Below are 25,522 nucleotides of genomic sequence, written 5' to 3'. Positions count from 1 at the left end.
AAAAGGTGTCGTTAAAAATGAAAAAAACAATACTCTTATTAGCTACCATACTAGCATTTACAGGATGTAAAGATGCTAAAGAAGACGTTAAAGCAGATGTTAAGGAAACTCAAATTGAAGCTGCCAAAACGTTTGAAGACGTTGGCGTGAAATTATATGCCTTAGATGGAGGAACAGTCGTGGCAAATCAATTAGAGATTTTCTCACAAGGTGATATGTACCATGGAGAATCAAAAGTTTTTGCAGATCCTTATTACATCATTGAGCATAAAAATGGTAGACTGCTTTGGGATGCTGGTTTAGCCGAAAACTTAATTGGTAAAGAACCTGTAACAACACCAAATGGTGCTTTTACAGTGTCGAGAAAAGCGTCTGTAGTTGAACAACTTAAACTCCTAAATCTTACACCTAAAGATTTCGACTTTATTGCTTTATCTCATACACATTTTGATCATACTGGTTCGGCTTCAGAATTTGCAGAAGCAACATGGCTTGTTCAAGAAACAGAACATCATTATATCACCAGTGATGAACAGAAAAAAGGAGATAATTATATGGCTATTGCAGCGTTAACGAATGTAAGAAAACTAAATGGAGATCATGATGTTTTTGGTGATGGCACAGTAGTTATAAAATCAATGCCTGGACATACACCAGGACACCAAGTTTTGTTTTTAAAATTAGAAAACGCGGGTAATCTCCTATTAACAGGAGATTTATATCATTTTCAAGAAAACAGAGACAATAGAGGCGTTCCTAGTTTTAATTACGATGTCGATGAAACGCTTAACAGTATGTTGAAATTTGAAACCTATGCTAAAAATAAAAATGCAGATGTTTATATTCAGCATAGTCCAGATGACTTTAACCGCTTACCAAAATATCCTAAATATTTAGACTAATGCTTAAACATTCATTACTAACTATCCTATGCCTAGCATTATTTGTTTCGTGTAAAAATGAAGCAAAACAAACTGTAGATCTTGAAGAAAATCGCGCAAAATCTTATAATCAAGATGATGGTTTTGTGACTTTAAAAGGTGACTTCATCTATTATGGAGATGCAGCAGTTTTACAAACTGCCAGTGAAATTTATGGTGTAGTGATCGACGAAAACTTACACCTTTTAGAGAAAGAGGTAAAACCGTTTAAAAAAGAAGCTACAGATATGGTTCCTGTGACGGTTCGTGTTAGAAAATTTGAAAAAGGTAAAGACGAAGAAGGCTGGCAATATCGAGTAGAAATAAAAGAAATATTAAAGGTGGAAGCACCAGATCCAGAATCAAAAGACGTTATAAAATTAGCAAATTAAGACTATGTTAAAAATAAATAATTTACACGCAAGTATAGACGACAAAGCCATATTAAAAGGCATCAATCTCGAGGTTAAGCCTGGTGAAGTACATGCCATCATGGGCCCAAACGGTTCTGGAAAAAGCACCTTGGCCTCGGTAATAGCTGGTAAGGAAGAATACGAAGTTACTGATGGTTCTATCTTATTAGAAGGTGAAGATATCGACGAATTAGGAGCTGAGGAGCGTGCCCACAAAGGTGTATTCTTGTCGTTTCAATATCCTGTAGAAATTCCTGGAGTTAGTGTGACTAACTTTATGAAAACAGCGATTAATGAAACACGTAAAGCTAAAGGATTAGAAGACATGCCAGCAAAAGATATGTTGAAAATGATTCGTGAAAAATCAGAACTTTTAGAAATTGATCGTAAATTTTTATCACGTTCTTTAAACGAAGGCTTTTCTGGTGGTGAGAAAAAACGAAATGAGATTTTTCAAATGGCCATGTTAGAACCTAAATTAGCCATTTTAGATGAAACTGATTCTGGTTTAGATATTGATGCACTTCGTATTGTAGCTAATGGAGTTAATAAATTAAAATCTAAGGACAACGCAGTCATCGTTATTACGCATTATCAACGTTTATTAGATCATATTGTACCTGATTTTGTACACGTATTACACAACGGAAAAATTGTAAAATCTGGTGGTAAAGAATTAGCACACGAATTAGAAGCTAAAGGTTACGATTGGATTAAGGAAGAAGTTAACGCATAGCGTCAGTCGCAGTTCTCAGTCTCAGTTTGCAATTGCTTACTCAATACTGATTACTCAAGCGTATAATTTTTTTAAAATATTAATAGGATATAGGTTTTTATCGTACTATCTCATAACTGAATACTGCGACTGAAAACTGAAAACTGAGTAAAAATGAGTTTAAAAGAAAAATTAGTATCGTCATTTATGGCATTTGAAGACACTCTAGATGTGGATTCACCTGTACATGATATAAGAACGGAAGCCATAAAGCATTTTGAAACCATAGGGTTTCCGACCAAGCGCGAAGAAGATTGGAAATATACATCGCTTAATTCTGTTTTAAAGCACGATTATAGTGTGTTTCCGAAACACGAAAATGCTTTAGAATTTAAAGATGTAAAGAAGTATTTTATTCATGATATTGACTCTTACAAGATCATTTTTATTGACGGAAAATATTCTTCGCATTTATCGCAAACCACGCATGATGGTATCGATGTTTGCTTAATGTCTTCAGCTTTAAACAAACCAAAATACAGGTTGATTATTGAAAATTATTTCAATAAAATCGCACCGAAGACAGGTTTGTCATCTTTGAATACCGCCTTCTCTGCGGAAGGAGCTTATATTCATATTCCTAAAAATAAACTGGTAGAGAAGCCTATTCAAATTATTCATTTTTCTACTGGTAATGAAGCCGCTTTAATGCTTCAACCACGAAATTTAATTGTGGTTGATGAAAATTCGCATGTTCAAATTATTGAGCGTCATCAGAGTTTAACTGACAATCCAGTACTGACTAATAGTGTCACTGAAATTTTCGCTAATAAGCGTGCTATTGTAGATTATTACAAAATTCAGAATGATAACGAAAATGCGTCCTTAATAGACAACACCTTTGTCAATCAAAAACGCGAAAGCCATGCCAAAGTACATACGTTTTCTTTTGGCGGAAAATTAATTAGAAACAACTTGCAATTCTATCAAAATGGTGAGCGTATCGATTCTACAATGAAAGGTATTACTATTATTGGAGATAAACAACATGTAGATCATAACACCTTAGTACATCATATAGAGCCAAATTGCGAAAGCCACCAAGATTACAAAGGTATTTTTGCGGATAGCTCAACTGGTGTTTTTAATGGTAAAGTCGTCGTTGAAAAATTGGCACAAAAAACGAATGCGTTTCAAGCTAATAATAACATCTTAATGAGCGACAAAGCAAGCATCAACACCAAACCACAACTAGAGATTTTTGCAGATGATGTAAAATGTTCTCATGGTTGTACAATCGGTCAGTTAGATGATAGCGCGATGTTCTATTTACGTTCAAGAGGTATTCCTGAAAAAGAAGCTAGAGCTTTGTTAATGTTTGCCTTCAGTAATAATGTATTAGATTCTGTGAAGATTCCTGAAATCAAAAATAGAATTACTAAAATTATTGCGAAGAAGTTAGGTGTTAATATTGGATTTGATCTTTAATTCTTATTAAGTTAGAAACCTCATAATTTTAGACCTAGTAGTTTTTTAAAAAACTACTAGGTCTTTTGTAATTCTAAGCCCTATTACAAAACCTCAAAGTTTTTCAAAACCTTTGAGGTTTTGTGATAGCTACAACTTGGTGACTGTGCTAAGTTGAATAGGATTAACTTCAAAAAAACATAAACTGTTTTTTAATAGACTCTTAAGCTTCTTATTATATTTAATTTATCACTCTTAAACCCTTGTTATAAGTTTTACTTTAAGAGCAATGCTTTGTATCTTTGTATATGGAATTAGAAGTTATGCTAGACGTACAAAAAATAAGAAAAGACTTTCCTATACTGAATAGAACAGTAAACGGAAAACCACTCATATATTTCGATAATGCTGCGACCTCACAAACACCACAGCACGTTATAGACGCTATTGTAGATTATTATAGTAATTACAATGCTAATATTCACAGAGGAGTACATAGCCTGAGCCAAGAAGCGACAGATGCTTACGAGCAAGCGCGCATAAAAATTCAAACCCATTTTAATGCGAAGCATAAGCACGAAATCATATACACAGCTGGTACAACGCATGGTATAAATTTGGTGGCTAGTGGTTTTTCTTCACTATTAAAAAAAGGAGATGAAATTTTAGTCTCAGCTTTAGAGCATCATAGTAATATTGTGCCTTGGCAAATGCTTTGCGAACGTACGGGAGCCATTTTAAAAGTGATTCCTATGAATTTAGAAGGAGACTTAGTGATGTCAGAGTTTGATGCCCTTTTAAATGATAAAACAAAATTGGTGTTTGTTAATCATATTTCAAATGCTTTAGGCACTATAAACCCTATTGAATACATTATTAAAGAAGCGCATAATGTTGGAGCTGCTGTATTAGTTGATGGAGCGCAATCTTGTCCGCATTTAAAACCCGATGTTCAGGCTTTAGACGTTGATTTTTATGTCTGTTCTGCACACAAAATTTGTGGGCCAACAGGAGTTGGTATGCTTTATGGAAAAGAAGCATGGCTCAATAAATTACCACCTTACCAAGGAGGAGGAGAAATGATTGCTGAAGTTTCGTTTGAAAAAACAACCTACGCTGATTTGCCGCATAAATTTGAAGCTGGCACACCAAACATCTGCGGAGGCATCGCCTTTGGTGCCGCTTTAGATTATATGAATGGTATTGGTTTTGAAAATATTGCCAAATACGAGAATGAACTTTTAGACTATGGTACTAAAGAACTTCTAAAAATCGAAGGCCTAAAAATATATGGTACTGCTAAAGAAAAAACATCTGTCATTTCATTTAATGTTAGGGCAATTCATCCTTACGATATTGGAACTATTCTAGATAAAATGGGAGTTGCAGTACGTACAGGACATCACTGTGCGCAACCTATTATGGATTTTTATCAAATTCCTGGTACAATAAGGGCATCCTTTATGTTTTACAATACTAAGGAAGAAATTGATACATTTGTTATTGCACTAAAAAAAGCAATACTAATGCTGTCATAAAATTTGGCACTAAAAGTGTATATTAAAACCATATAAACTATTGATATATGAAATTTTTAATCTCTTTAATCACCCTTTTAGTACTAACAAATTCTTGTGATTCATCTAAAAAGGCAATTGAAAAAAGCCCTAAAATGACAGAAACACTTTCAGGAACTTACTACATCACTCAACTTGGAAACGCTGATGTATCGTCCAACAAACTTGTTATGACTTTTGATGAAACTACCAATAAAGTTTCAGGTTTTGCAGGCTGTAATACGTTTTTTGGGAGTTATAAAATAGAAAACAACACTCTCAACTTCAGTGATATTGCGGCTTCAAAAAAATTATGTCTTCAAGATGTGTTTAGTGTAGAGACCCAATTTTTTAAATCTCTAAAATCGGTAAATGCATTTGCCATAGTTGACAATGCTATTTCATTTTCAGAAAATGACACCATATTATTTAATGGTTCAAAAAAGTCTGCGCCACTTAATAAAAGTGATGTAGTCAACTATACAGATAATACCGCTGTAAAATACCAAGCATCATCTCAACAGGATTTTAACTTTATACTCATTTCCAAATCTCGCATCTTAATTTCGAAAGATAAAGGGCTTCAAGACATGAATACTTACCAAATTAAACCCGAAGATTGGAATGCACTTTATAAGCTTATTGAAAGTATTGACGTAGAAACCATACATCAATTAACACCTCCTTCCACAAAACATCAATTTGACGGAGCACCTCATACCACGCTAGCCATAATAAAAGGCGATGTTGAATACATGACACCAACTTTCGATGAAGGAAATCCACCACAACAGATTGAGGCTTTAGTTAATAAAGTGTTATCCATTACAAAAAACATGACTAAACAATAACGATTTTGTAATTTTGAAAAAAAGAAAGAGACTATGACTATCGAAGAAGTACAAAACGAAATTATTGAAGAATTCTCCATGTTTGAAGACTGGGAGGAGCGTTACCAATACATGATTGATTTAGGTAAAGATTTACCAATAATAGAAGATGTTTACAAAACCGACGATAACATTATAAAAGGCTGCCAAAGTAAGGTTTGGGTACATGCCGATTTAGATGATAATAAAATTCACTTTACCGCAGATAGCGATGCTATTATTACTAAAGGTATTATTGCTATATTAATACGTGCCTTTTCTAATCAGCATCCGAAAGCAATTTTAGAGGCGAATACAGAATTTATAGATAAAATAGGACTAAAAGAACACTTATCACCTACCAGAGCCAATGGTTTGGTAAGTATGATAAAACAATTAAAGTTGTATGCAATTGCATACCAAACACAAATAAGTTAAGTGTATTACGGTAAAGTCGTTTCATCGACAACTGAACAACTAACAACTTAACAACTTAACAACTAAAACATATAATATGAGCGACGCAACTATAGATACCACAGTATTAGGAGAAAAAATTCTAAGAGTTATAAAAACCATTTATGATCCGGAAATTCCAGTAGACATCTACGAACTCGGATTAATCTATGACGTTTTTGTGAATGAAGATTTAGAAGTAAAAATATTAATGACATTAACGACACCTAATTGTCCTGTAGCAGAAACATTACCATTAGAAGTTGAAGAAAAAGTAAAATCGATTAACGAAGTTAAAAATGCTGAAGTAGAAATTACATTCGATCCGCCTTGGTCTCAAGATTTAATGAGTGAAGAGGCAAAATTAGAATTAGGCATGCTTTAAAATGCGCTAATAGATTTTAGTATTTAGTACAACTAGCTTTTAGGACATACCAAAATTTAAAGACAATCAAAAAAAATCTACCTTAGGATTTAGGTAAAATGGAAAACGAAATTATAAACAGAGTTGCAAACAGTAAACTCAAAGTTATTGACTTAGAAGATTTCTATCCTGATGGAAAACGCATTCTATTTGACATCAAAGATTGGTTGTTAGAAGGCTTGGTGCTTCGTGAAAAAGACTTTAGAGCTTTTGTTACCACTCACAACTGGGAACAATACCAAGATTGTTATGTAGCATTGTATTGCTCAACAGACGCCATTGTGCCAGATTGGGCTTATATGCTTATTTCTATTGAGCTTCAACCCTATTGCAAATTAGCAGCAATAGGTACCTTGGAACATTTAGAATCCCTCTTATATGTAGATATCATTTCAAGTTTAGACGTATCAGAATATAAAGATGCGCCCGTAATTATAAAAGGCTGTTCGCACAAACCAGTGCCATCAAATGCGCTTATTTTACTTTCTCAAAAATTAAAACCTATAGCTAAATCCATTATGTTTGGAGAGGCTTGTTCTTCCGTACCCTTGTACAAAAAAAAATAATTTTAAAACTAAATGTGACTTTCTTATCACTTTTAGGTCTTACTATTAGAAGTACATTTAATGACTTAGTTAAATGCTTTTAAAAAATACTTATATTTGCAAAATATTAACACTAAATTTTTTTTTTTAACCTTAATCCATTATGAACAAAAAATTACTTTTATCAATTCTCTTATTGGTCGTGGCAACCCTCAGTTTTGCACAAACAAAAGAAGAATTAGAAGCTCAAAAAGCTGAAAAACAAGCAGAGGCAAGCAAGTTTCAAGGAGAAGCTGATGCCATACAGGCACAAATCGATGCCTTACCAGGCTGGCGTGTTGGAGCTTTTGGTACTATTGGTGGTAGCTTATCTAAATTTAACGAATGGTACGGCCAAGCAACACCAGATCTTACTTCTGGAAACATTGGAGTTACTGTAAATGCATTTGCTAATAGAATTGAAGATAAATACTTTTGGAGAAATACGCTTAATGCCAATTTAGGTTGGTTAAAGTTTGATGACAAAAATGACCCAACTGATGATGATAGTTTTAGATCAGCAGCAGATGTTTTCAATATCTCTTCTTTATATGGAAGAAACTTGAGCAAAACTTGGGCACTTTCTGGTTTAGCAGAATATAGAACTACCCTTTTAGATAATTTTAATAACCCTGGGTTTTTAGATCTTGGTATCGGTGCTACTTGGACACCAATCGAAAATTTAATTGTGGTGATTCACCCATTAAACTACAACTTTGTTTTTGCTGACAATGATGCTGCTTTTGCATCTTCTGCAGGTGCTAAGATTGTTGCTGATTATGGAAGACAAATTGGAGCTGTTAGCTTTAAAACCAACTTCTCTACATTTCAGAGTTACGAAGACAGCGATTTATCTAACTGGACATGGACCAACTCATTTAGCTACAGATTATGGAAAATGATTGGTGTAGGTTTTGATTTTGCCTTAAGAAGCAACCAACAAGAAGCTGCAAATGTACAAGGTGTAAATTTAGCTGATGCTGATAATAAGTTACAATCGTTTTATACGGTTGGGTTAACTTACAAATTCTAAGAACAACTTTTACATTAGGAATATAAAAAAAGAGGTCGCATTGCGAACCTCTTTTTTTGTTTAATAAAGTTTGTATTTTATTCAATATCTATAATATCTGGATATAGAAAATGATTGTAAGGAAAGCGCGTCACGTGGATTTCCCTCACTTCTCGGTAAACACGTTTTCTAAATTCTTCTAAGTTCTCTTTATTTAAAGCAGAAATAAATAACGCATTATCACCTACGCGCGCCATCCAAGTGCGTTTCCATTCTTCAATAGTGTAATTAGCTGGTGTTTTTACGTCTACCAAATCGTCTTCATCAAAAGGTTCTGCTTCGTAAGCGTCAATTTTATTAAAAACCATTATGGTTGGTTTGTCTTTACTTCCTATTTCATCTAAAATCTGATTTACAGACTCTATATGTTCTTCAAAATTAGAATGAGAAATATCAACCACATGTAATAGCAAATCAGCCTCCCTTACTTCATCTAAAGTACTTTTAAAAGAATCTACCAATTGTGTAGGTAATTTTCTAATAAACCCAACCGTATCACTGACTAAAAATGGTAAATTCCCGATCACTACTTTTCTAACTGTAGTGTCTAAGGTTGCAAACAACTTATTTTCTGCAAACACATCACTTTTACTAATGACATTCATCAACGTAGACTTACCAACATTGGTATAACCCACCAAAGCAACTCGCACCATCTTACCACGATTACCACGTTGTACAGCCATTTGTTTGTCAATCGTTTTAATCTTCGCTTTGAGTAAAGTAATTTTATCGCGCACAATACGTCTGTCAGTCTCAATTTCTGTTTCACCAGGACCACGCATACCAATACCACCTTTTTGGCGCTCAAGGTGTGTCCACATGCCTTTTAGTCTTGGAAGTAGGTACTCGCATTGTGCTAATTCTACCTGAGTTCTCGCATAACTGGTTTGTGCACGTTGGGCAAAAATGTCTAATATTAAATTGGTTCTGTCTAAAATTTTACAGTTTAAAATCTTACTAATATTTCGCTCTTGAGCCGCGGATAATTCGTCATCAAAAATAACTGTGCCAATGTCGTTCTCTTTTACAAACTTGGCTACTTCTTCCATTTTCCCAGTACCTATGAAGGTTTTAGGATTAGGGACATTCATTTTCTGGGTATAACGTTTAATAACCTCACCACCTGCTGTGTAAGTCAAAAACTCTAGTTCATCCAAGTATTCTTTAGACTTTTCCTCATCCTGATCTTGCGTAACAACACCAATGAGCACAGCTTTTTCGAGATCTATATCTTTTTTTTCTATCATAATCAATTAAAGTACAAAGTTAAGTAAATGGATTATTCCAATTAATATTTTTAAAAGCTATATTTATTGCCATGAATAATACTCCTAAAGAATATACTATTGCATTTTATAATATCGAAAATTTATTCGACATAAAAAATGATCCTTCAAGAAATGACGATAGTTTTTTACCAACCTCAGAAAAACGTTGGACTCCTAAACGTTATCAAAAGAAACTCATAAAACTAGGCAGTGTTATTTCTAAAATAGGTGAACCCGATGCTACAACCGGACCAGCAATTGTTGGTTTAGCTGAAGTTGAAAATAAAAATGTATTATCTGATTTAGTAAACAGCAAAAACCTTAGCGAAGAAAACTACAGTTTTATACATTATGATTCACCAGACGAACGTGGTATCGACGTTGCGCTGATCTATAAACCCGATGTTTTTAAAGTTGAAAATTCTGAAACGTTTTCTGTCTATCTAAAAACGGAATCTGGTGCTCAAGATTATACCAGAGATATTCTTTTAGTTCAGGGTAAATTAAACGATGAATCTATTCATATTATCGTCAACCACTGGTCGTCTCGTCGTGAAGGCACAAAAGAAACTGAATTTAAGCGTATTGCAGGAGCAAATGTGGTTAACAAAATTATTAGGTCGTTACGAAACGAACATATGGATCCTAAAATTATTGTTATGGGCGATTTTAACGATAACCCTAATAACAAAAGTATATTACTTATGGAGCAAGAAAGTCAACTTTATAACCCTTTCAAAACGGTTTGGTCTAGAGATAATGGAAGTCTTAATCATAGGTTTCAATGGCATTTATTTGATCAAATTATGTGCTCAACTAATTTTTTTGATGTCAATAATTCTAATTTAGTTTATAGTGACGCACAAGTATTTAATAGTAAGTTTCTTACGCAATACGAAGGCAAATACAAAGGACAACCATTTAGAACCTATGCAGGCAAGAAATACAAGGGCGGATACAGCGATCATTTCCCTGTTTATATGCAATTAAAGTCGTAATAAAAATTAGCTAAACCATTTGTCGATTATTACGGTAGTTAATCTATTATAACAATGTTAACATCTTGTTAATAGCCATTTTTTATATATTCGGGAACGCATAGTAAATACGTCCAACCAACGCCAAACTTGCGGAATACATCACATCCTTTTAAAATTACCAACAAAAACCCTTACAATCAAACGATTATAAGGAGGAAATAATTTTTAATAAACCGATTACTAATGAAAAAGATTACTCTATTTTTAATTATGTTAGGGTCTTTCCTCGCAGCTAGTGCACAATACAATTTTGCACCAATTGCAGGCCCAACAACAGTGGCTCAGGGAACACCTGTTACCATTAATCTAAATGATGTAGCTAATGTTGCTGGTGTGCCAGCATCGACTAGTGGCTCATACGATTCATTTTCAATTACAGTAGATTGGGCCGCAGTAGCTGGCGGACCATTTTCTAATGAATCTGATTTAACTTTAACCACAACTGCTGGTTCTGTATTAATAGATCCACCTACTGCTGGTGCTGCTGGTTCTGGTACAGCTACAACACTAACTTTTGCAGGTGATTTTACAGCAATATACAACCCTACGGTAGACGGTTACATTGACCTTATACTCAATCAAAGTTGGGCTGGGTCTAGTGCAGATTGGTCTAATATAGTGGTAACACTTTTTGAAAGTCCAACATGTGTAGCTCCAACAGCGATGGCAACAACAAGTTTAACAACTACAGCAGTAGATTTAATTTGGACTGCTGGTGATGCTGAAACAGCTTGGAACGTAGAATATAATGGTGGTGCAGATTTTGTGCCAGGTAATGGTGAAGAAGAAGCTTCAGCAAACGTTACAGGCACACCAACAACAGCATTTTCTGGTCTTACACCAAGCACAAATTATTTTGTGTATTACCAAGCGGATTGTGGTGGTGCAGATGGTACTAGCGAATGGGTTGGCCCATTTACTTTTTTCACATCTTATTGTGAGTCTATACCAACATCAAATGATGGTCAAGGTATCGCTCAAGTACAATTAGGATCGGAAACCTTCACTTCTGGTGGTGATTTAACATTTGAAGATTTCACTTCACCAACAGTTGATTTAGCTGCTGCAATTACTTCAAATTTAGAAATCACATTTACTACTGGATTCACATATGGTACCAATGTTTGGATAGATTTCAATAACGATTTAGTATTTGATAGTACTACTGAATTAGTATATCAAGGCGAAAGTACAAATGCAAATCCTACAACATTAGACGCATCATTTCCTATGCCTGATGTCCCTTTAGGTATTTATAATATGAGAATCGGTACAGCTGACTCTGGTCAGACAACTCCAAACCCTTGTTATAGTGGTACTTGGGGAGTTACAATGGATTTAACTATAAATATTACAGCAGCACCAGATTGTATTCCACCTTCTAGTTTAGCTGCTACAACAATAACTGAAGATTCTGCTGAATTAACTTGGAATGGTGGTGGAACAGGAGTGTCATGGGACTTAGAATGGGGACCAACAGGGTTTACACCTGGCACTGGTACTTTAGTCACAGGACTTACGGCACAAACTTATCCACTTCCAGGTCTAACTGCTGGTACAGGTTATGATTTTTACGTAGTAAGTAATTGTGCTGGAGCAGTAACTTCATCGGTCTCTGGTCCATCAACCTTTATAACTGCTATCCCTGGAGAAACTTGTGCGAATGCATTTCCAATGACTGTAGAAGTTGATTGTGACACTGCAACACCAATAACTTTTGACTTTGCTAATGGTGCAGATATCGATGCAAATAACGAAAATCCGTCGTGTGATGGTTTTGGTAATTTCGGATACTGGGTAAGCTTTACAGCACCAGCAATTGGTTCTGTAATTTTTAATTTTGATGGTGCCGCTGATAATATAGGAATAGAAGTATTTGATGCCTGTGGTGGTACTGCAGTTTCTGATTGTGCTAATAATAACTTAGATGCTGGTGATAACTCAGGGGTTATTGGTGGTTTAACACCTGGAGATACTTATTTTGCTGTAATTTGGAGAGATGCGCAATCTGGTACTGCTGAAATTTGTATTGAAGAAGGTCCAAGCTGTCCATTTCCAATTGACTTAGATGCCGACAATATTACAGAAAATTCTGCTGATTTAATTTGGACAGAAAACGGTGTTGCCACTACATGGAACATTGAATGGGGACCAACAGGTTTTGCGCCTGGTACCGGAACTACAATTAGTGCTGTTGCAACGAATCCTTTTAATTTAATGGGCTTAGACCAAAACACTGTATACGATTTTTATGTACAAGCCATATGTGGTGTTGATACTTCTGATTTTGAAGGTCCATTTACATTCACAACAACACCTCAAAGTAATTTCACTTTAGATTGTGTCAATGACGGACCAATCACTCAAGACTATTGTTACGAAAATGGTGGAGCAAATAACCCTTTGATTTTCACATTTACAAGTGCTGATGGCGTTACTCCTCTTAATTTAACATTCAATTCTGGCTTTGTAGAAAATGGATGGGATGAATTAGTGGTTTTAGATTCAGATGGCACTCCTTTCCCAGGTTTTGCAGCAGCAGATGATAACTATGGAAATGGTGGTAATATTGGTGGACTCACGTTTCAATCTGTAGGGCCAACTATTTCTTTCTTTATTAACTCAGATGGAAGTATAAGTTGTGGCTCTGGAAGTGCAGCTCTACTTGCTGGTATTAATTACACAGTATCTTGTGCAACATGTATCAATCCACAAGCCTCTTTTGCTGTAATTGATGATTGTGCTAATGGAGACCAATTTTTAATTGATGTAAATGTTACTAGTTTAGGTGATGCAAGTTCTTTAACCATCTCAAATAGTAATAACGGAGATACCGTTCCGGTAACAGTAACAGGTGTTTATCAAATAGGGCCTTTCCCATTTTTAGAAGATATTATTGTTACTATCAATAACGATCAAGATACCAACTGTGTTATTAATAGCCAGCCGATACAATTATTAGCTTGTCCTCCAGACAACGACAATTGTGATGGTGCAATTACTGCAGTCGTTAATGAAACATCTACTTGTGATTTACTTACAACAGGGACGATTCTTGCCGCAACACCATCAGGAGTACCTAGCGGAACTTGTACAGGTAATCCAGATGATGATGTTTGGTTTGAATTTACAGCTTTAAACGAAGTACAGATTATATCCTTATTAAATATTACTGGTGGAGTCTTTGACTTAAGTCATGGCCTTTACGAAGGCTCTTGTGGATCTTTAACAGAACTTTATTGTTCTAATAACGAATCTAGTGTTACTACTGAACTTGTTATAGGTAATACTTACTTCATTAGAGTATTTAGCGGAGGAAGTGATGCAGAAACATCTACTTTTGATCTATGTATAAGACCTGCACCGAGTAATATTATTTGTGATAATGCAGAAAATTTCTGTTCAGTTGGAGGTGCACTTACTACACCAAATATTATAGGAATTCCAAATCCTAATCCAGTAGCTTGTCTAGGTACTGCACCTAATCCGACATGGAATATCATTCAAGTTGGAGAATCTGGCCCTATTGAAATTCAAATAGAACAAACTGATGACGCAGGAAATGGTTTAGATGTTGATTTTGTAATTTGGGGTCCTTTTGATTCTGTAACACAGGCGTGTACTGATATTTTATTAGAAGATTGTCCATCTTGTCCATTCTCAAATAACCCAGATAACGGCTTTTATCCTTTTGGAAATATAGTTGATTGTAGTTATTCTGCTGCAGCAATAGAAAATTTATCAATTGATAATGCTCTTGCTGGAGAAATCTACATGTTATTAGTAACTAATTTTAATGGTGGTGCAGGAAGCATAACCATTGAGCAAACTAACGCAGGTTCTGGAACTAATGGTACTATTGAAGCAGAAATCTCTGCTGAAATTACAAGTCTTGAAGTACCAATTGACGGAGGTAACGATCCTACTGAAATAGATATCGTAGATGTTTGTGGCTTTGATACTGTGACCATAGAAACAGATTCACCATTTGCTGATGAATATGTTTGGTTTGAAGATGGTTTTGAAATCCCAGGTCAAACATCTAGTGCTTTAACTGTGCCTCTTGGAGGCTTTGGATTAGGGGCCACTAACTACCAAGTTCAAGCCACTGATAACCAATGTGGAGATGATGCCTTCTCTCAAATAGTTATAGTTAACATGTATGCCGATGCAGGGTCTGTAGCCCCTCAAAATATAACGCTTTGTGATGACGTTAGTGCTAATGGAGAAGAGGATTTTGATCTAACTGCTTTATCAGCTTCTTTAGGTTTAGATGCATTTACTATTAGTTATTATACCAATACTTCAGACGCTAATCAAGCAATAGGTGCTGTATCGTCACCTTATACATCTTCTGGAGAAACGTTAATCATGCGCATAGAAGATACAGCTGCTGCAAACAATAACTTTTTAGGTTGTCGTCAATTATCTCAAGTAGAATTAGTAGTAAATGCTATTCCTGTAGCTGGTCAAGCAACTGACTTAGAAATTTGTTCTACAACAACATTCGCTGCTTTTAATCTAACGGATAACGATGCTGCTGTATTAGACGGGTCAGATGCAGCTTTATTTACAGTAACTTACCACCTAAGCGCAGAAGATGCTGAAACTGGCGATAACCCACTGGTTTCTCCTTATACAAATATCTCTAATCCACAAACCATATATGTAAGACTAGAAGATAACGCTACCTCATGTTTTGGAACAACCACATTTACTATTAACTCAGTTGGCCCATCACAAACAGCTACTAGTGAAAATCTTTTAGCCTGCGATGACAACGATGGAGTTATAGATAGCTTTGCAGACTTTAACTTAGCTGCACACACTGCTATAGTTTTAGGAGCACAAAGTGCTACAGATTTTAATGTGACCTATCACGAATCACAAGCAGATGCAGATAATGGTGTAGGTGCTCTAGCCGATATAATATCGAGTTCTGGTGAAACCATTTTTATAAGAGTTGAAAATGCGACGTTACCAGATTGTTATGTCACTACTGCTTTTGATCTAATTCTAAACGCTGTGCCTTTAGCAGAATTCGATGAGCAATTTACTTATGAAGTATGTCCTAATGCAACAGTTCCTGTTTCTATTGGATTAAACCCTCAGAACTTTGCAGATACAGAGGTTAGTGTAAATTGGTCCTTAAACGGGTCATCCGTAGGTGGCAACGGATTAACCTTAGAGACAGTTTTATTGCCAGGTGATTATACGGCAACAGTAATTTTCAATGCTACAAATTGTACAAATACATTTACTATCGAAGTTGTAGAATTAGAGTCTTGTATATTCCCAGAAGGGATATCGCCTAACAACGATATGATGAATGATACTTTTGATCTTAGTAGCTTCAACGTTACTAAACTTCAAATTTTCAATAGAAATGGTACGCTCGTCTATTCTAAAAACGGCTATACTGACGAATGGTTTGGACAAACCAATGACGGAGAAGAATTACCTGTAGGTACTTATTTCTACACCGTTGTTTACGAAGGTGGTGCTAAATCTAAGAGTGCTTGGGTATATATTAACAGATAATCAACTAACAGAATCAACTTATTGTAATGAAAAAACTCTCTATTATAGCGGTTTTGCTCTTAGCATTTCAAATGCATGCGCAACAAGACCCTCAGTACACGCAGTACATGTATAATATGAACATTATCAATCCTGCTTATGCAGGCTCTAGAGAAAATCTCTCTTTTGGATTATTATACAGAAACCAATGGACCAATATCGAAGGTGGTCCAGAAACAGGAACATTCTTTGGGCACGCACCTCTTGGTAACAACATTGGCCTAGGAGCATCTGTTATTTCAGATAACATAGGGCCAGTCAACGAAACAAATGCTTATGTAGATGTATCTTATACCTTAAACTTAGGTGGTGAACATCGCCTTGCTTTTGGTGTTAAGGCTGGTGCTACTTTCCATGATATTAATTTATCTAGTGGAAATGTTGCTGTTATTGACCCAAATGATCCTTTCTTTGGCATAGAGATTAATGAAACTACGCCAAATATCGGAGCTGGCTTTTTCTATTATACTGAAAAATATTATTTATCATTATCTGTACCCAACATGTTATCATCTGTACATTTAGATGATAGTGGTCTTAACATAGGTTCAGAAACACAACACTACTTTGTAACTGGTGGATATGTTTTTGACCTGTCTGAAAACACAGAACTTAAACCATCGTTTATGATGAAATCAGCATTTAATGCACCTACCTCTTTTGATGTGAATTTAAATGCACGATTTTTTAAGAAATTTGAAATTGGAGCGTCTTACAGATTAGACGATTCATTTTCAGGTTTAGTTAATTTTGCGCTTACAGATGCGATTAGAGTTGGCTATGCTTATGATGCCATTTCTTCAGACATTAGAGCATTTGCACCAGCATCGCACGAAGTGATGTTGCTATTTGATCTTAATTTCCCGAAACGCGTTTCTCGTTCACCTAGATACTTTTAATCAGTTAAGCTAAAACTATTATGAAAAACTTTAAAACATTATTATTTATTACGTTGATGAGTAGCTTATGCTTAACTGCTCAAAATAACGATACCAAAAAAGCAGATAAACATTTTAATCGTCTCGAATTTGTAAAGGCAACAGAAAGTTATAATAAACTCGTTGAAGACGGTAAAGCCGATTCGTATGTTTATGCGCAACTTGCTGAAAGCTACTATAATATTTTTAACACAGAGGCAGCCGAGCGTTGGTATGCAAAGGCATTAGAAACTTCTAGTAAGCCAGAAATGGTTTATAAGTATTCTCAAATGCTTAAGGCAAACGGAAAATATGAAGCTTCGAACCAGCAAATGGACAAATTTGCGTCCATGCGTCCTGCCGACATTAGAGCTATTGCGTTTAGAAAAAATCCGGATTACCTTCCTAAAATACTACAACAAGGAAAAAAGTTTAACGTACAAAATGCAGATTTCAACTCAGAGCAATCGGACTTTGGTGGAGCTATGCATGAAGGTAAACTATACATTACCTCTGGACGTAATGATAACCGTAAAAATTATGGTTGGAACGATCAACCTTTCTTAGATATTTACACACTTGTTCAAAATTCAGATAGTACGTATCAAGAAGCCACTTTGGCTAACAAGAAAATTAATACTAAGTTCCACGAAGGTTTAGTGTCATTTACACCAGACGGAAAAACAATGTATTTTTCTAGAGAAAGTTATTTTGAAAAAGATTACCAAAAGGACTCTTTAAGTACAGCTCGCTTCAGTCAAATTTATTTGTTTAAAGCAACTAAATTAGGTGATGATTGGGACATGGTTGAAAGTTTAGATGTCAATAGTGAAAATTATTCCGTTAAAAATCCATCTGTAAGTAGTGATGGTAAAACATTATACTTTTCATCGAATAAACCAGGTGGATATGGTGATTTTGATATTTATAAAGCACCAATCAATACAGACGGCACTTTAGGTGAAGCTGAAAATCTAGGTCAAAAAGTAAACACTGAAGGGCAAGAAATGTTTCCGTTTATTAGTAGTACCAATACCTTATACTTTGCTTCTAATGGTCATTTAGGCCTTGGTGGACTTGATGTATTTTACACTAGAGACATTGACGGTACTTTAGCGCCTATAAGAAATGTAGGGATACCAGTAAACAGTAGTGCGGATGATTTTGCATTTTCAATAGATGAAGAAGCAGGTACTGGATTTATATCTTCAAATAGAGAAGGTGGTAAAGGAAGTGACGATATTTATAACTTTAAAAAATTACAACCTTTATGTGATGTTTTAATTAGTGCAACCGTACTAGACGATAAAACTCGCCAACCAATAAGTGGTGCTTCTGTCTCTTTATATGATGATGAAGGCAATAAAGTACTTTCTAAAATGACAAATGATGAAGGTATTGCGGAATTCATTGTAGAATGCGACGAAGATTCGGAATTAGAAGTTCTAATGGACGGATTTAACAGTAAAAAGATACAAGTAAAAGGATCTAACGAAGAAGAAAATAATGTTCAGATTTCTTTAGAACCAATTGAAGTATTAATTACACCTATTAAAATTGACCTTGCACCTATATTCTTTGAATTTGATGAATCTAACATCACAGCTCAAGCCGCATTTGAATTAGATAAATTAGTTCAGATAATGCAAAAATATCCTGAATTAGTTATCAATGCTACCTCTCATACTGATGAAAGAGGTCCTGAATCATACAACGCAGGTTTATCTGAGCGTAGAGCTAAAACTACAGTTCAATATGTAATTTCACAAGGTATCGATGAGTCTCGTATTTCTGGTATGGGTAAAGGCGAATCAGAACCTAAAATAGATTGCAGCAACGGTTGTACAAAAGAGCAACATGCTGAAAACAGACGTTCTGAGTTCCTTATTGTAAGTGGAGCTCCGATGACTGAATAATGTATGAACACATAATTATAAAAAAGTCTATTCTTTTATTTAGAATAGACTTTTTTTATGTCCAAGACTGAAACGGATACTTACTCAACTGCGAATTGTAATACTTTGTATCACCTGTAACTTCTTCGCCTAGCCATTCAGGTTTTTCAAACTGCTCGTCTTCAGCCGTTAATTCTACTTCAGCTAAAACCAAACCTTCATTGTCTCCAAAAAACACATCCACCTCAAAAATATGATTGCCATACTTTACGTTGTAACGTTTCTTATCAATAACCCCTTCTTCACAGAGACCTAAAAGGTTTTCCGCTTCTAACAATGATATTTTATGTTCCCATTCAAACCGAGATAACCCATTTTCTGTCGACTTACCTTTCACCGTTAAGTATCCCGAATCCTTTTTCAATCTTACTCTAACCGTTCGTTCTTTATGGCTATTTAAAAAGCCTTGCTTTATAGTGTAACTATTAAAAGCTTCTACTTTAAAAGCATTTGAAGTGACTAAAAACTTACGTTCTATTTCTATCATAATTTGGCCTCAAAAGGTGGGAATGTAAATCTTCAAAATTATCAGACTTATTTTATTATTCTTTTTATCTCAATTGCGATTACTGCTTTCACAGGAATAAGTAAATTTACATGATGCTAAACGATTTACCAATAAGAAAGATAATTCATGTCGATATGGATGCGTTTTATGCATCTGTAGCACAAATGGACCATCCCGAACTTATAGGCAAACCTATAGCTGTTGGTGGCGGTGGTGAACGCGGAGTTATTAGCGCTGCAAGTTATGAAGCTCGTAAATTTGGTGTTAAAAGCGCCATGTCTGGTCGTTTAGCTATAAAACTTTGTCCAGAGCTTATTTTTGTAAAAACAGATTTTACACGCTATACTGAAATTTCAAAACGTATTCGTAAAATTTTCTTTGAGTTTACAGATCTGGTAGAACCTTTATCTTTAGACGAAGCCTATTTAGATGTTACAGAAAACAAAATAGGACTGCCTAGTGCTACTTTGTTAGCCAAACAGATAAGACAACGGATTTATGATGATGTGGGTTTAACAGCGTCCGCAGGCATATCTATTAATAAGTTTATAGCTAAAGTTGCGAGTGATTATAATAAACCTAATGGACAAAAGACGGTCAACCCAGAAGATGTACTTCAATTTTTAGAAGATTTAGACATCCGGAAGTTTTATGGTGTGGGCAAAGTCACCGCTGAAAAAATGTACCAAAAAGGTATTTTTACTGGTAAAGATTTAAAATTGAAATCCGTTGACTATTTAAGCGAACACTTTGGAAAATCTGGTCGTTATTATTACGATGTGGTAAGAGGTATTCATCTAAGTGCTGTAAAACCAAATCGTATTAGGAAATCCTTAGCAGCCGAACGCACCTTTAGTAAAAACTTATCTTCCGAAATTTTTATGCTCGAAAAATTGGAGCATATCGCAGAGGAAGTCTCAAAGCGACTTGTAAAAAACAACGTCGCAGGAAAAACAATTACCTTGAAAATTAAATACAGTGACTTTACCTTGCAAACCAGAAGTAAAACACTACCCTATTACTTGAGTGATACATCTGTTATTCTTGAAACTGCAAAAGATTTGCTCTATCAAGAGAAATTGAGTAATTCCGTTAGGCTTTTAGGAATCTCATTATCTAATTTAAGTACCGAAAAGCCTACATTAGAAAAAGTAACTAAAGACGACACTGTTAGCGTTCAATTAAAATTCGAATTTTAAATCTATACTACTATGAACTTTAAAATAAATAACATTGACATTAACACATTAGAACTTTTAGAATTAATTAATAGTGGAAAAACACTTGAAGCTATTAAACTCATTAAGGCTAAAACACGTATCGGTTTAAAAGAATGTAAAAATATAGTTGATAATCTTATAGAAAATCCAAACTTTTATGATGATAAAGATTATGACTCTGAACGAGATTATATTGAAGACTTTGGAAAACCCAAAAAACGACAACGAAATAGAGGTCAGCACATTTTAGAAAATAAATCAAATACGAACAACTATTTAGTCATAGCCGTAATACTCGTACTTATAATTTTAGTATATTTTTATTTAAAAACAACACACTAAACTTATAGGGAAGTAATATTATTGAAATAAGTTCTAGGCTACATATCATAAATCTTATTTAGCACTCTAAACCATCTCAATTGCAGTTAAAAATGAAAAATCAGTTCTGAATAATTTCAAAACTGATTTTTATTTTTGTTTAATAAAACTAATTTGTTAAAAACTACAACTCTCTATCTCAGTAACTCTGAGTGTATTTACCATACCTTTAGATTGTATTGGCATAGCTGCCAAACTTATAAGCATATCACCTACTTCTAAATAGCCTTTTTTACAAGCAATTGCGTTTACATCGTCTATGGTTTCGTCAGTGCTTACAAACTTGTCATAATAAAAGGCTGTAACACCCCAAAGTAAACTCAACTGTGTTAAAATACGACGGTTAGAAGTAAATACTAAAATATGAGACGATGGTCTCCAAGCCGAAATTTGAAAGGCGGTATAACCACTATTCGTCAAGGTTGAAATTGCCTTAGCATTAATTTCATTAGCCATATTAGCTGCGTGATAACAAATTGCTTTTGTAATATAACGTTTGGTACGGATATGTGGCGGAGATTGTGGCACTTCAATAAGCGGTGAATCTTCAACACTACGAATAATATTTGCCATTTGGCGAATCACTTGTACAGGATATTGACCAACAGAAGTTTCACCAGATAACATTACAGCATCTGCACCATCCATAACGGAGTTGGCAACGTCATTAACCTCAGCACGTGTTGGTGTTAAACTCGTAATCATAGTCTCCATCATCTGGGTTGCAATAATTACAGGAATCCTAGCACGCTTGGCTCTCAAAACAAGTTGCTTTTGAACTAGTGGTACTTCTTCTGCAGGAATTTCCACTCCTAAGTCACCACGAGCCACCATTAAACCATCGCAATAGGCTACAATTTTATCGATATTCTCAACGGCTTCTGGCTTTTCAATCTTCGCTATGATCGGAATTTTATGAGCACTATGTTCACTAATCAATGTTTCTAGTTGCATTAAATCTTCGGCATGACGCACAAACGATAAGGCAATCCAATCGACTCCTAATTTACATGCAAAAATCGCATCTTCTACATCCTTTTCTGTTAAGGCAGGCTGTGATATATCGGTATTAGGAAGATTCACCCCTTTCTTAGATTTAAGTGGTCCTCCTTGAATAACTTTAGCTTTAACTTCAGATTTCCCATCTGTTGAAACCACTTCAAAATGTAGTTTACCATCATCTAATAAAATACGTTCTCCAGGTTTTGCATCTTGTGGAAAGTTATCATACGTCATATAAACACGATCCTTAGTGCCTTCGAAACGTTCTCCTGTTGCAAAAATAATTTCGTCTCCAGGATTCACAATAACTTCTCCTTTCATCACGCCAACACGTAATTTAGGCCCTTGTAAATCTCCTAAAATAGACGCATTATACCCAAACTCTTCATTGAGCTCTCTAATCATTTGTACACGCTCTTCGACGTCTTTATAATCTGCATGCGAAAAATTAATTCTAAATACATTGGCTCCTTCTTCGAGCATCGCTTTTAAAACTTCTTTCGTGCTTGTTGCCGGACCTAATGTCGCAACTATTTTTGTTTTCTTGTTTAGCATCAATTCAAAAAATTAAATGGTCTTTCGACTTTATTTTTAACGGGTTTACCGCATAACTGGTTATAACTTGTGGAATAGCTTGTAATCTTTTTAAGATGTACGTTTCGTCCACATTTTGTATTTCATCTGAAATCTTAATGAAATAATCTACTTTCTTGTGTTCAGGAATTAAATGAAATGTTTTGAGTACTTTTTCGCTGGTATTAAATAACGTACCTGAACTGTATAAACTGTCTTCCTCCTTCTTACAAACATTAGAAATTAAATTCCATAAAACGTATTCCGTTTCATTATCCCACTCAAACATACTGTATGAAGATTGAAGGTATTTAAAATCTAAATCTTTCTCTGTACGTGCTAACTTCAAACCTAAATGTTTATTCAGCAAGTAAGCCAATCGATAATCTTCTAACCTGCAATGAATCGCTATTAATTTATAGGAATCATTATGAAAATCATCCATCTGAAGTTTGTGTAAAGCCATACAATTATAACTTTGATTGGTAAATATAATGTAATAAACGGTTATATTTATTAAGAATAGGTTAAGATTAGCCGTTAAAATCTACGAAAACGTTATAGTTGATTCTATAAAATCTAAGAACCGATTTTAACTTAATGTTGCTTAGCAATTTCATTTTGAAATGCAAAAAAAGCACGTTTAGAAGCCTTTTCTTCTGCCTTTTTCTTAGAAGTTGCGCGAGCTTTAGAAATGACTTTGTTATTTATAGTGAGCTTTACAGAAAAATGCTTTAACTCATCATTACCTGTGTCTTCGTAAACCTGATAATCGAACGTATTTTTTTCTTTTTGGCACCACTCAATGAGTAAGCTCTTATAACTGATGACTTTTCCTTCTAAGGCTTCAATATCTATATGCGGATTAATAACACGCTTGTAGATGAATTTTTCGCAAAAACTGTAGCCTTTATCCAAGTAAATAGCACCTACTAAAGCTTCAAAAAGATTGCCATGAATATTGCTGCCAAAATTAGATTTCGGAATTTTACTTTCCACAAAGTCAATAAGACCTAATTCTTCACCCAATTTATTGAGATGTTCTCTACTCACCACCTTAGAGCGCATTTTGGTGAGATAGCCTTCGTCTCCATGCGGTACTTTTTCAAATAAATACGCTGCGATAACAGACCCTAAAATGGCATCACCAACAAATTCTAAGCGTTCATAATTAATGGCATTTCCTTTTTCGTCCCTAATATTCATAGAACGGTGTGTAAATGCTTTTAAATAAATTGAAATTGATTTTGGCTTAAACCCTAGGATTTCTTTGAGTTGTAAAAAAAAATTCCCGTCTTCTTGAGAGCGGGAATTTAATATGTTACGAATGAAACTCATTCGGGATTTAATCTAATTTTTTGAATACTACACAAGCGTTGTGACCGCCAAATCCAAATGTATTACTCATTGCCACTTTAATATCTCGTTTCTGAGGTTTATTGAGTGTTAAATTTAATTCTGGATCTATGCCTTCGTCAGCCGTTTCATGGTTGATTGTTGGTGGTACAATACCATGCTCCATAGCCATAATTGAAGCAATAGCTTCAATAGCACCTGCAGCACCCAACAAATGACCTGTCATAGATTTTGTAGAATTAATATTTATGTTTTTAGCGTGGCTGCCAAATACTTCAGATATAGCTTTTAACTCGGCAACATCACCTAAAGGTGTTGATGTACCGTGTGTATTAATATGATCTACATCTTCTGGATTTAAACCAGCATTTTCTAAACAATTTTTCATTACCGCAACAACACCAATACCATCTGGATGTGGCGCTGTCATATGATACGCGTCCGAAGATAAACCACCACCTACAACTTCTGCGTAGATTTTAGCTCCTCTTGCTTTAGCGTGTTCGTACTCTTCTAAAACAATGGCACCAGCTCCTTCACCTAATACAAAACCATCTCGGTTGGCATCAAATGGTCTAGAAGCCGTTTCCGGACTGTCATTTCGTGTACTCATAGCATGCATAGCATTAAACCCACCCATACCAGCAATAGTCACTGCAGCTTCACTTCCTCCTGTAATAATCACATCACAAGACCCTAAACGAATAGTGTTTAAGGCATCGATCATTGAGTTTGCAGAGGAGGCACATGCAGATACTGTGGTATAATTAGGACCCATAAAACCATATTTTATAGATATGTTTCCTGGTGCTATATCAGCTATCATTTTCGGAATAAAGAATGGATTAAAACGAGGTGTACCATCACCAGCAGCAAAGTTTAACACTTCTTCTTGAAATGTTTCTAAACCACCAATACCAGCACCCCAAATAACTCCAACTCTCAATTTGTTTATCGCATCTAGATCTAGTTTTGAGTCTGCAATTGCCTCATCTGAAGCGACCATTGCGTACTGCGAAAACTTATCCATTTTACGTGCTAACTTTCTATCAATAAAGTCAGTAACTTCAAAGTTTTTTATTTCACAAGCGAACTTCGTTTTGAACTTTTCAGGATCAAAATGTGTAACAGGTGCGGCTCCACTTTTTCCACTAATAAGAGCATCCCAATATTCATCTTTGGTATTTCCTATAGGTGTAAGTGCCCCTAAACCCGTTACTACGACTCGCTTTAATTCCATAAA

The 25,522-nt window shown here is 35.0% G+C and carries 22 protein-coding genes; 16 read left to right on the top strand and 6 right to left on the bottom strand.

Annotation, left to right across the window (positions count from 1 at the left end; genetic code table 11):
- Positions 1-17: 17 nt before the first annotated feature.
- The 10 genes from AB8B52_RS04135 (at position 18) to AB8B52_RS04090 (ending at position 8,437) form a co-directional block, all read left to right on the top strand.
- The gene (locus AB8B52_RS04135; protein ID WP_406025528.1) at positions 18-902 is read left to right on the top strand and encodes an N-acyl homoserine lactonase family protein; all 885 of its coding nucleotides are present in this window, start codon (positions 18-20) and stop codon (positions 900-902) included.
- A complete protein-coding gene (locus AB8B52_RS04130) occupies positions 902-1,312 on the top strand; it encodes a hypothetical protein (protein WP_406025526.1) in 411 nt (136 codons plus the stop codon). The genes AB8B52_RS04135 and AB8B52_RS04130 overlap by 1 nt, the downstream gene beginning before the upstream one ends.
- 4 nt (positions 1,313-1,316) lie before the next feature.
- Positions 1,317-2,069: a Fe-S cluster assembly ATPase SufC gene (gene sufC / locus AB8B52_RS04125; RefSeq protein WP_406025524.1), complete on the top strand. Its 753-nt coding sequence runs from the start codon at positions 1,317-1,319 to the stop codon at positions 2,067-2,069.
- A 153-nt stretch (positions 2,070-2,222) separates the two neighbouring features.
- Complete coding sequence (gene sufD, locus AB8B52_RS04120) at positions 2,223-3,536, top strand: Fe-S cluster assembly protein SufD (RefSeq protein WP_406025522.1); 1,314 nt, start codon at positions 2,223-2,225, stop codon at positions 3,534-3,536.
- Positions 3,537-3,838: 302 nt separating this feature from the next.
- Positions 3,839-5,053 carry an aminotransferase class V-fold PLP-dependent enzyme gene (locus tag AB8B52_RS04115; RefSeq protein WP_406025520.1) on the top strand — a complete coding sequence of 405 codons (1,215 nt, stop codon included), beginning with the start codon at positions 3,839-3,841 and terminating at the stop codon, positions 5,051-5,053.
- A 47-nt stretch (positions 5,054-5,100) separates the two neighbouring features.
- Positions 5,101-5,922, top strand: a complete 822-nt coding sequence (locus tag AB8B52_RS04110; protein ID WP_406025518.1) for an META domain-containing protein — start codon at positions 5,101-5,103, stop codon at positions 5,920-5,922.
- A gap of 33 nt (positions 5,923-5,955) precedes the next feature.
- Positions 5,956-6,378, top strand: a complete 423-nt coding sequence (locus AB8B52_RS04105; protein WP_406025516.1) for a SufE family protein — start codon at positions 5,956-5,958, stop codon at positions 6,376-6,378.
- 76 nt (positions 6,379-6,454) lie between these two features.
- Positions 6,455-6,781, top strand: coding sequence for an iron-sulfur cluster assembly protein (locus AB8B52_RS04100; protein ID WP_406025514.1), 327 nt, complete (start codon positions 6,455-6,457; stop codon positions 6,779-6,781).
- 98 nt (positions 6,782-6,879) lie between these two features.
- Complete coding sequence (locus AB8B52_RS04095; RefSeq protein WP_406025512.1) at positions 6,880-7,386, top strand: DUF2480 family protein; 507 nt, start codon at positions 6,880-6,882, stop codon at positions 7,384-7,386.
- Positions 7,387-7,528: 142 nt separating this feature from the next.
- On the top strand, positions 7,529-8,437 hold the full coding sequence (locus AB8B52_RS04090; protein WP_406025510.1) for a DUF3078 domain-containing protein: 909 nt from the start codon (positions 7,529-7,531) through the stop codon (positions 8,435-8,437).
- Between the two features lie 77 nt (positions 8,438-8,514).
- Here AB8B52_RS04090 and hflX read toward each other — a convergent pair whose 3' ends face one another.
- The gene (hflX, locus tag AB8B52_RS04085) at positions 8,515-9,726 is read right to left on the bottom strand and encodes a GTPase HflX (protein ID WP_406025508.1); all 1,212 of its coding nucleotides are present in this window, start codon (positions 9,724-9,726) and stop codon (positions 8,515-8,517) included.
- Positions 9,727-9,797: 71 nt separating this feature from the next.
- On the opposite strand from hflX, the gene AB8B52_RS04080 reads away from it, so the two are divergent.
- The 4 genes from AB8B52_RS04080 to AB8B52_RS04065 all read left to right on the top strand — a co-directional run bounded on the left by AB8B52_RS04080 (position 9,798) and on the right by AB8B52_RS04065 (position 19,200).
- Entirely contained in the window at positions 9,798-10,745 is a 948-nt protein-coding gene (locus AB8B52_RS04080) for an endonuclease (protein WP_406025506.1), read from the top strand.
- Positions 10,746-10,970: 225 nt separating this feature from the next.
- Entirely contained in the window at positions 10,971-16,328 is a 5,358-nt protein-coding gene (locus AB8B52_RS04075; RefSeq protein WP_406025504.1) for a gliding motility-associated C-terminal domain-containing protein, read from the top strand.
- Positions 16,329-16,354: 26 nt separating this feature from the next.
- On the top strand, positions 16,355-17,266 hold the full coding sequence (locus AB8B52_RS04070) for a type IX secretion system membrane protein PorP/SprF (protein WP_406025502.1): 912 nt from the start codon (positions 16,355-16,357) through the stop codon (positions 17,264-17,266).
- 20 nt (positions 17,267-17,286) lie between these two features.
- Positions 17,287-19,200 carry an OmpA family protein gene (locus AB8B52_RS04065; protein ID WP_406025500.1) on the top strand — a complete coding sequence of 638 codons (1,914 nt, stop codon included), beginning with the start codon at positions 17,287-17,289 and terminating at the stop codon, positions 19,198-19,200.
- A gap of 55 nt (positions 19,201-19,255) precedes the next feature.
- On the opposite strand, the gene AB8B52_RS04060 is transcribed toward AB8B52_RS04065, so the two are convergent.
- The gene (locus AB8B52_RS04060) at positions 19,256-19,726 is read right to left on the bottom strand and encodes a CYTH domain-containing protein (RefSeq protein WP_406025498.1); all 471 of its coding nucleotides are present in this window, start codon (positions 19,724-19,726) and stop codon (positions 19,256-19,258) included.
- Positions 19,727-19,839: 113 nt separating this feature from the next.
- On the opposite strand from AB8B52_RS04060, the gene dinB reads away from it, so the two are divergent.
- Together dinB and AB8B52_RS04050 are read left to right on the top strand one after the other, a co-directional pair.
- Positions 19,840-20,946: a DNA polymerase IV gene (gene dinB / locus AB8B52_RS04055; RefSeq protein WP_406025579.1), complete on the top strand. Its 1,107-nt coding sequence runs from the start codon at positions 19,840-19,842 to the stop codon at positions 20,944-20,946.
- A 12-nt stretch (positions 20,947-20,958) separates the two neighbouring features.
- Complete coding sequence (locus AB8B52_RS04050) at positions 20,959-21,309, top strand: hypothetical protein (protein ID WP_406025496.1); 351 nt, start codon at positions 20,959-20,961, stop codon at positions 21,307-21,309.
- 156 nt (positions 21,310-21,465) lie between these two features.
- On the opposite strand, the gene pyk is transcribed toward AB8B52_RS04050, so the two are convergent.
- The 4 genes from pyk to fabF form a co-directional block, all read right to left on the bottom strand.
- Positions 21,466-22,905 (bottom strand): pyruvate kinase, encoded by a 1,440-nt coding sequence (gene pyk / locus AB8B52_RS04045; RefSeq protein WP_406025494.1) that lies wholly within the window; start codon positions 22,903-22,905, stop codon positions 21,466-21,468.
- Between the two features lie 4 nt (positions 22,906-22,909).
- Entirely contained in the window at positions 22,910-23,389 is a 480-nt protein-coding gene (locus tag AB8B52_RS04040; protein ID WP_406025492.1) for an IPExxxVDY family protein, read from the bottom strand.
- 131 nt (positions 23,390-23,520) lie between these two features.
- Complete coding sequence (gene rnc, locus AB8B52_RS04035) at positions 23,521-24,261, bottom strand: ribonuclease III (RefSeq protein ID WP_406025490.1); 741 nt, start codon at positions 24,259-24,261, stop codon at positions 23,521-23,523.
- Between the two features lie 7 nt (positions 24,262-24,268).
- Positions 24,269-25,519, bottom strand: coding sequence for a beta-ketoacyl-ACP synthase II (gene fabF, locus AB8B52_RS04030; RefSeq protein WP_406025488.1), 1,251 nt, complete (start codon positions 25,517-25,519; stop codon positions 24,269-24,271).
- Between the last annotated feature and the right edge of the window lie 3 nt (positions 25,520-25,522).

The sequence above is a fragment of the Winogradskyella sp. genome (assembly GCF_045105575.1).
In the GTDB taxonomy this organism is placed as follows: Bacteria; Bacteroidota; Bacteroidia; order Flavobacteriales; family Flavobacteriaceae; genus Winogradskyella.
The sequence above is the reverse complement of the archived record's forward strand: the minus strand, read 5'-3'. Positions and strand labels throughout refer to the sequence as shown.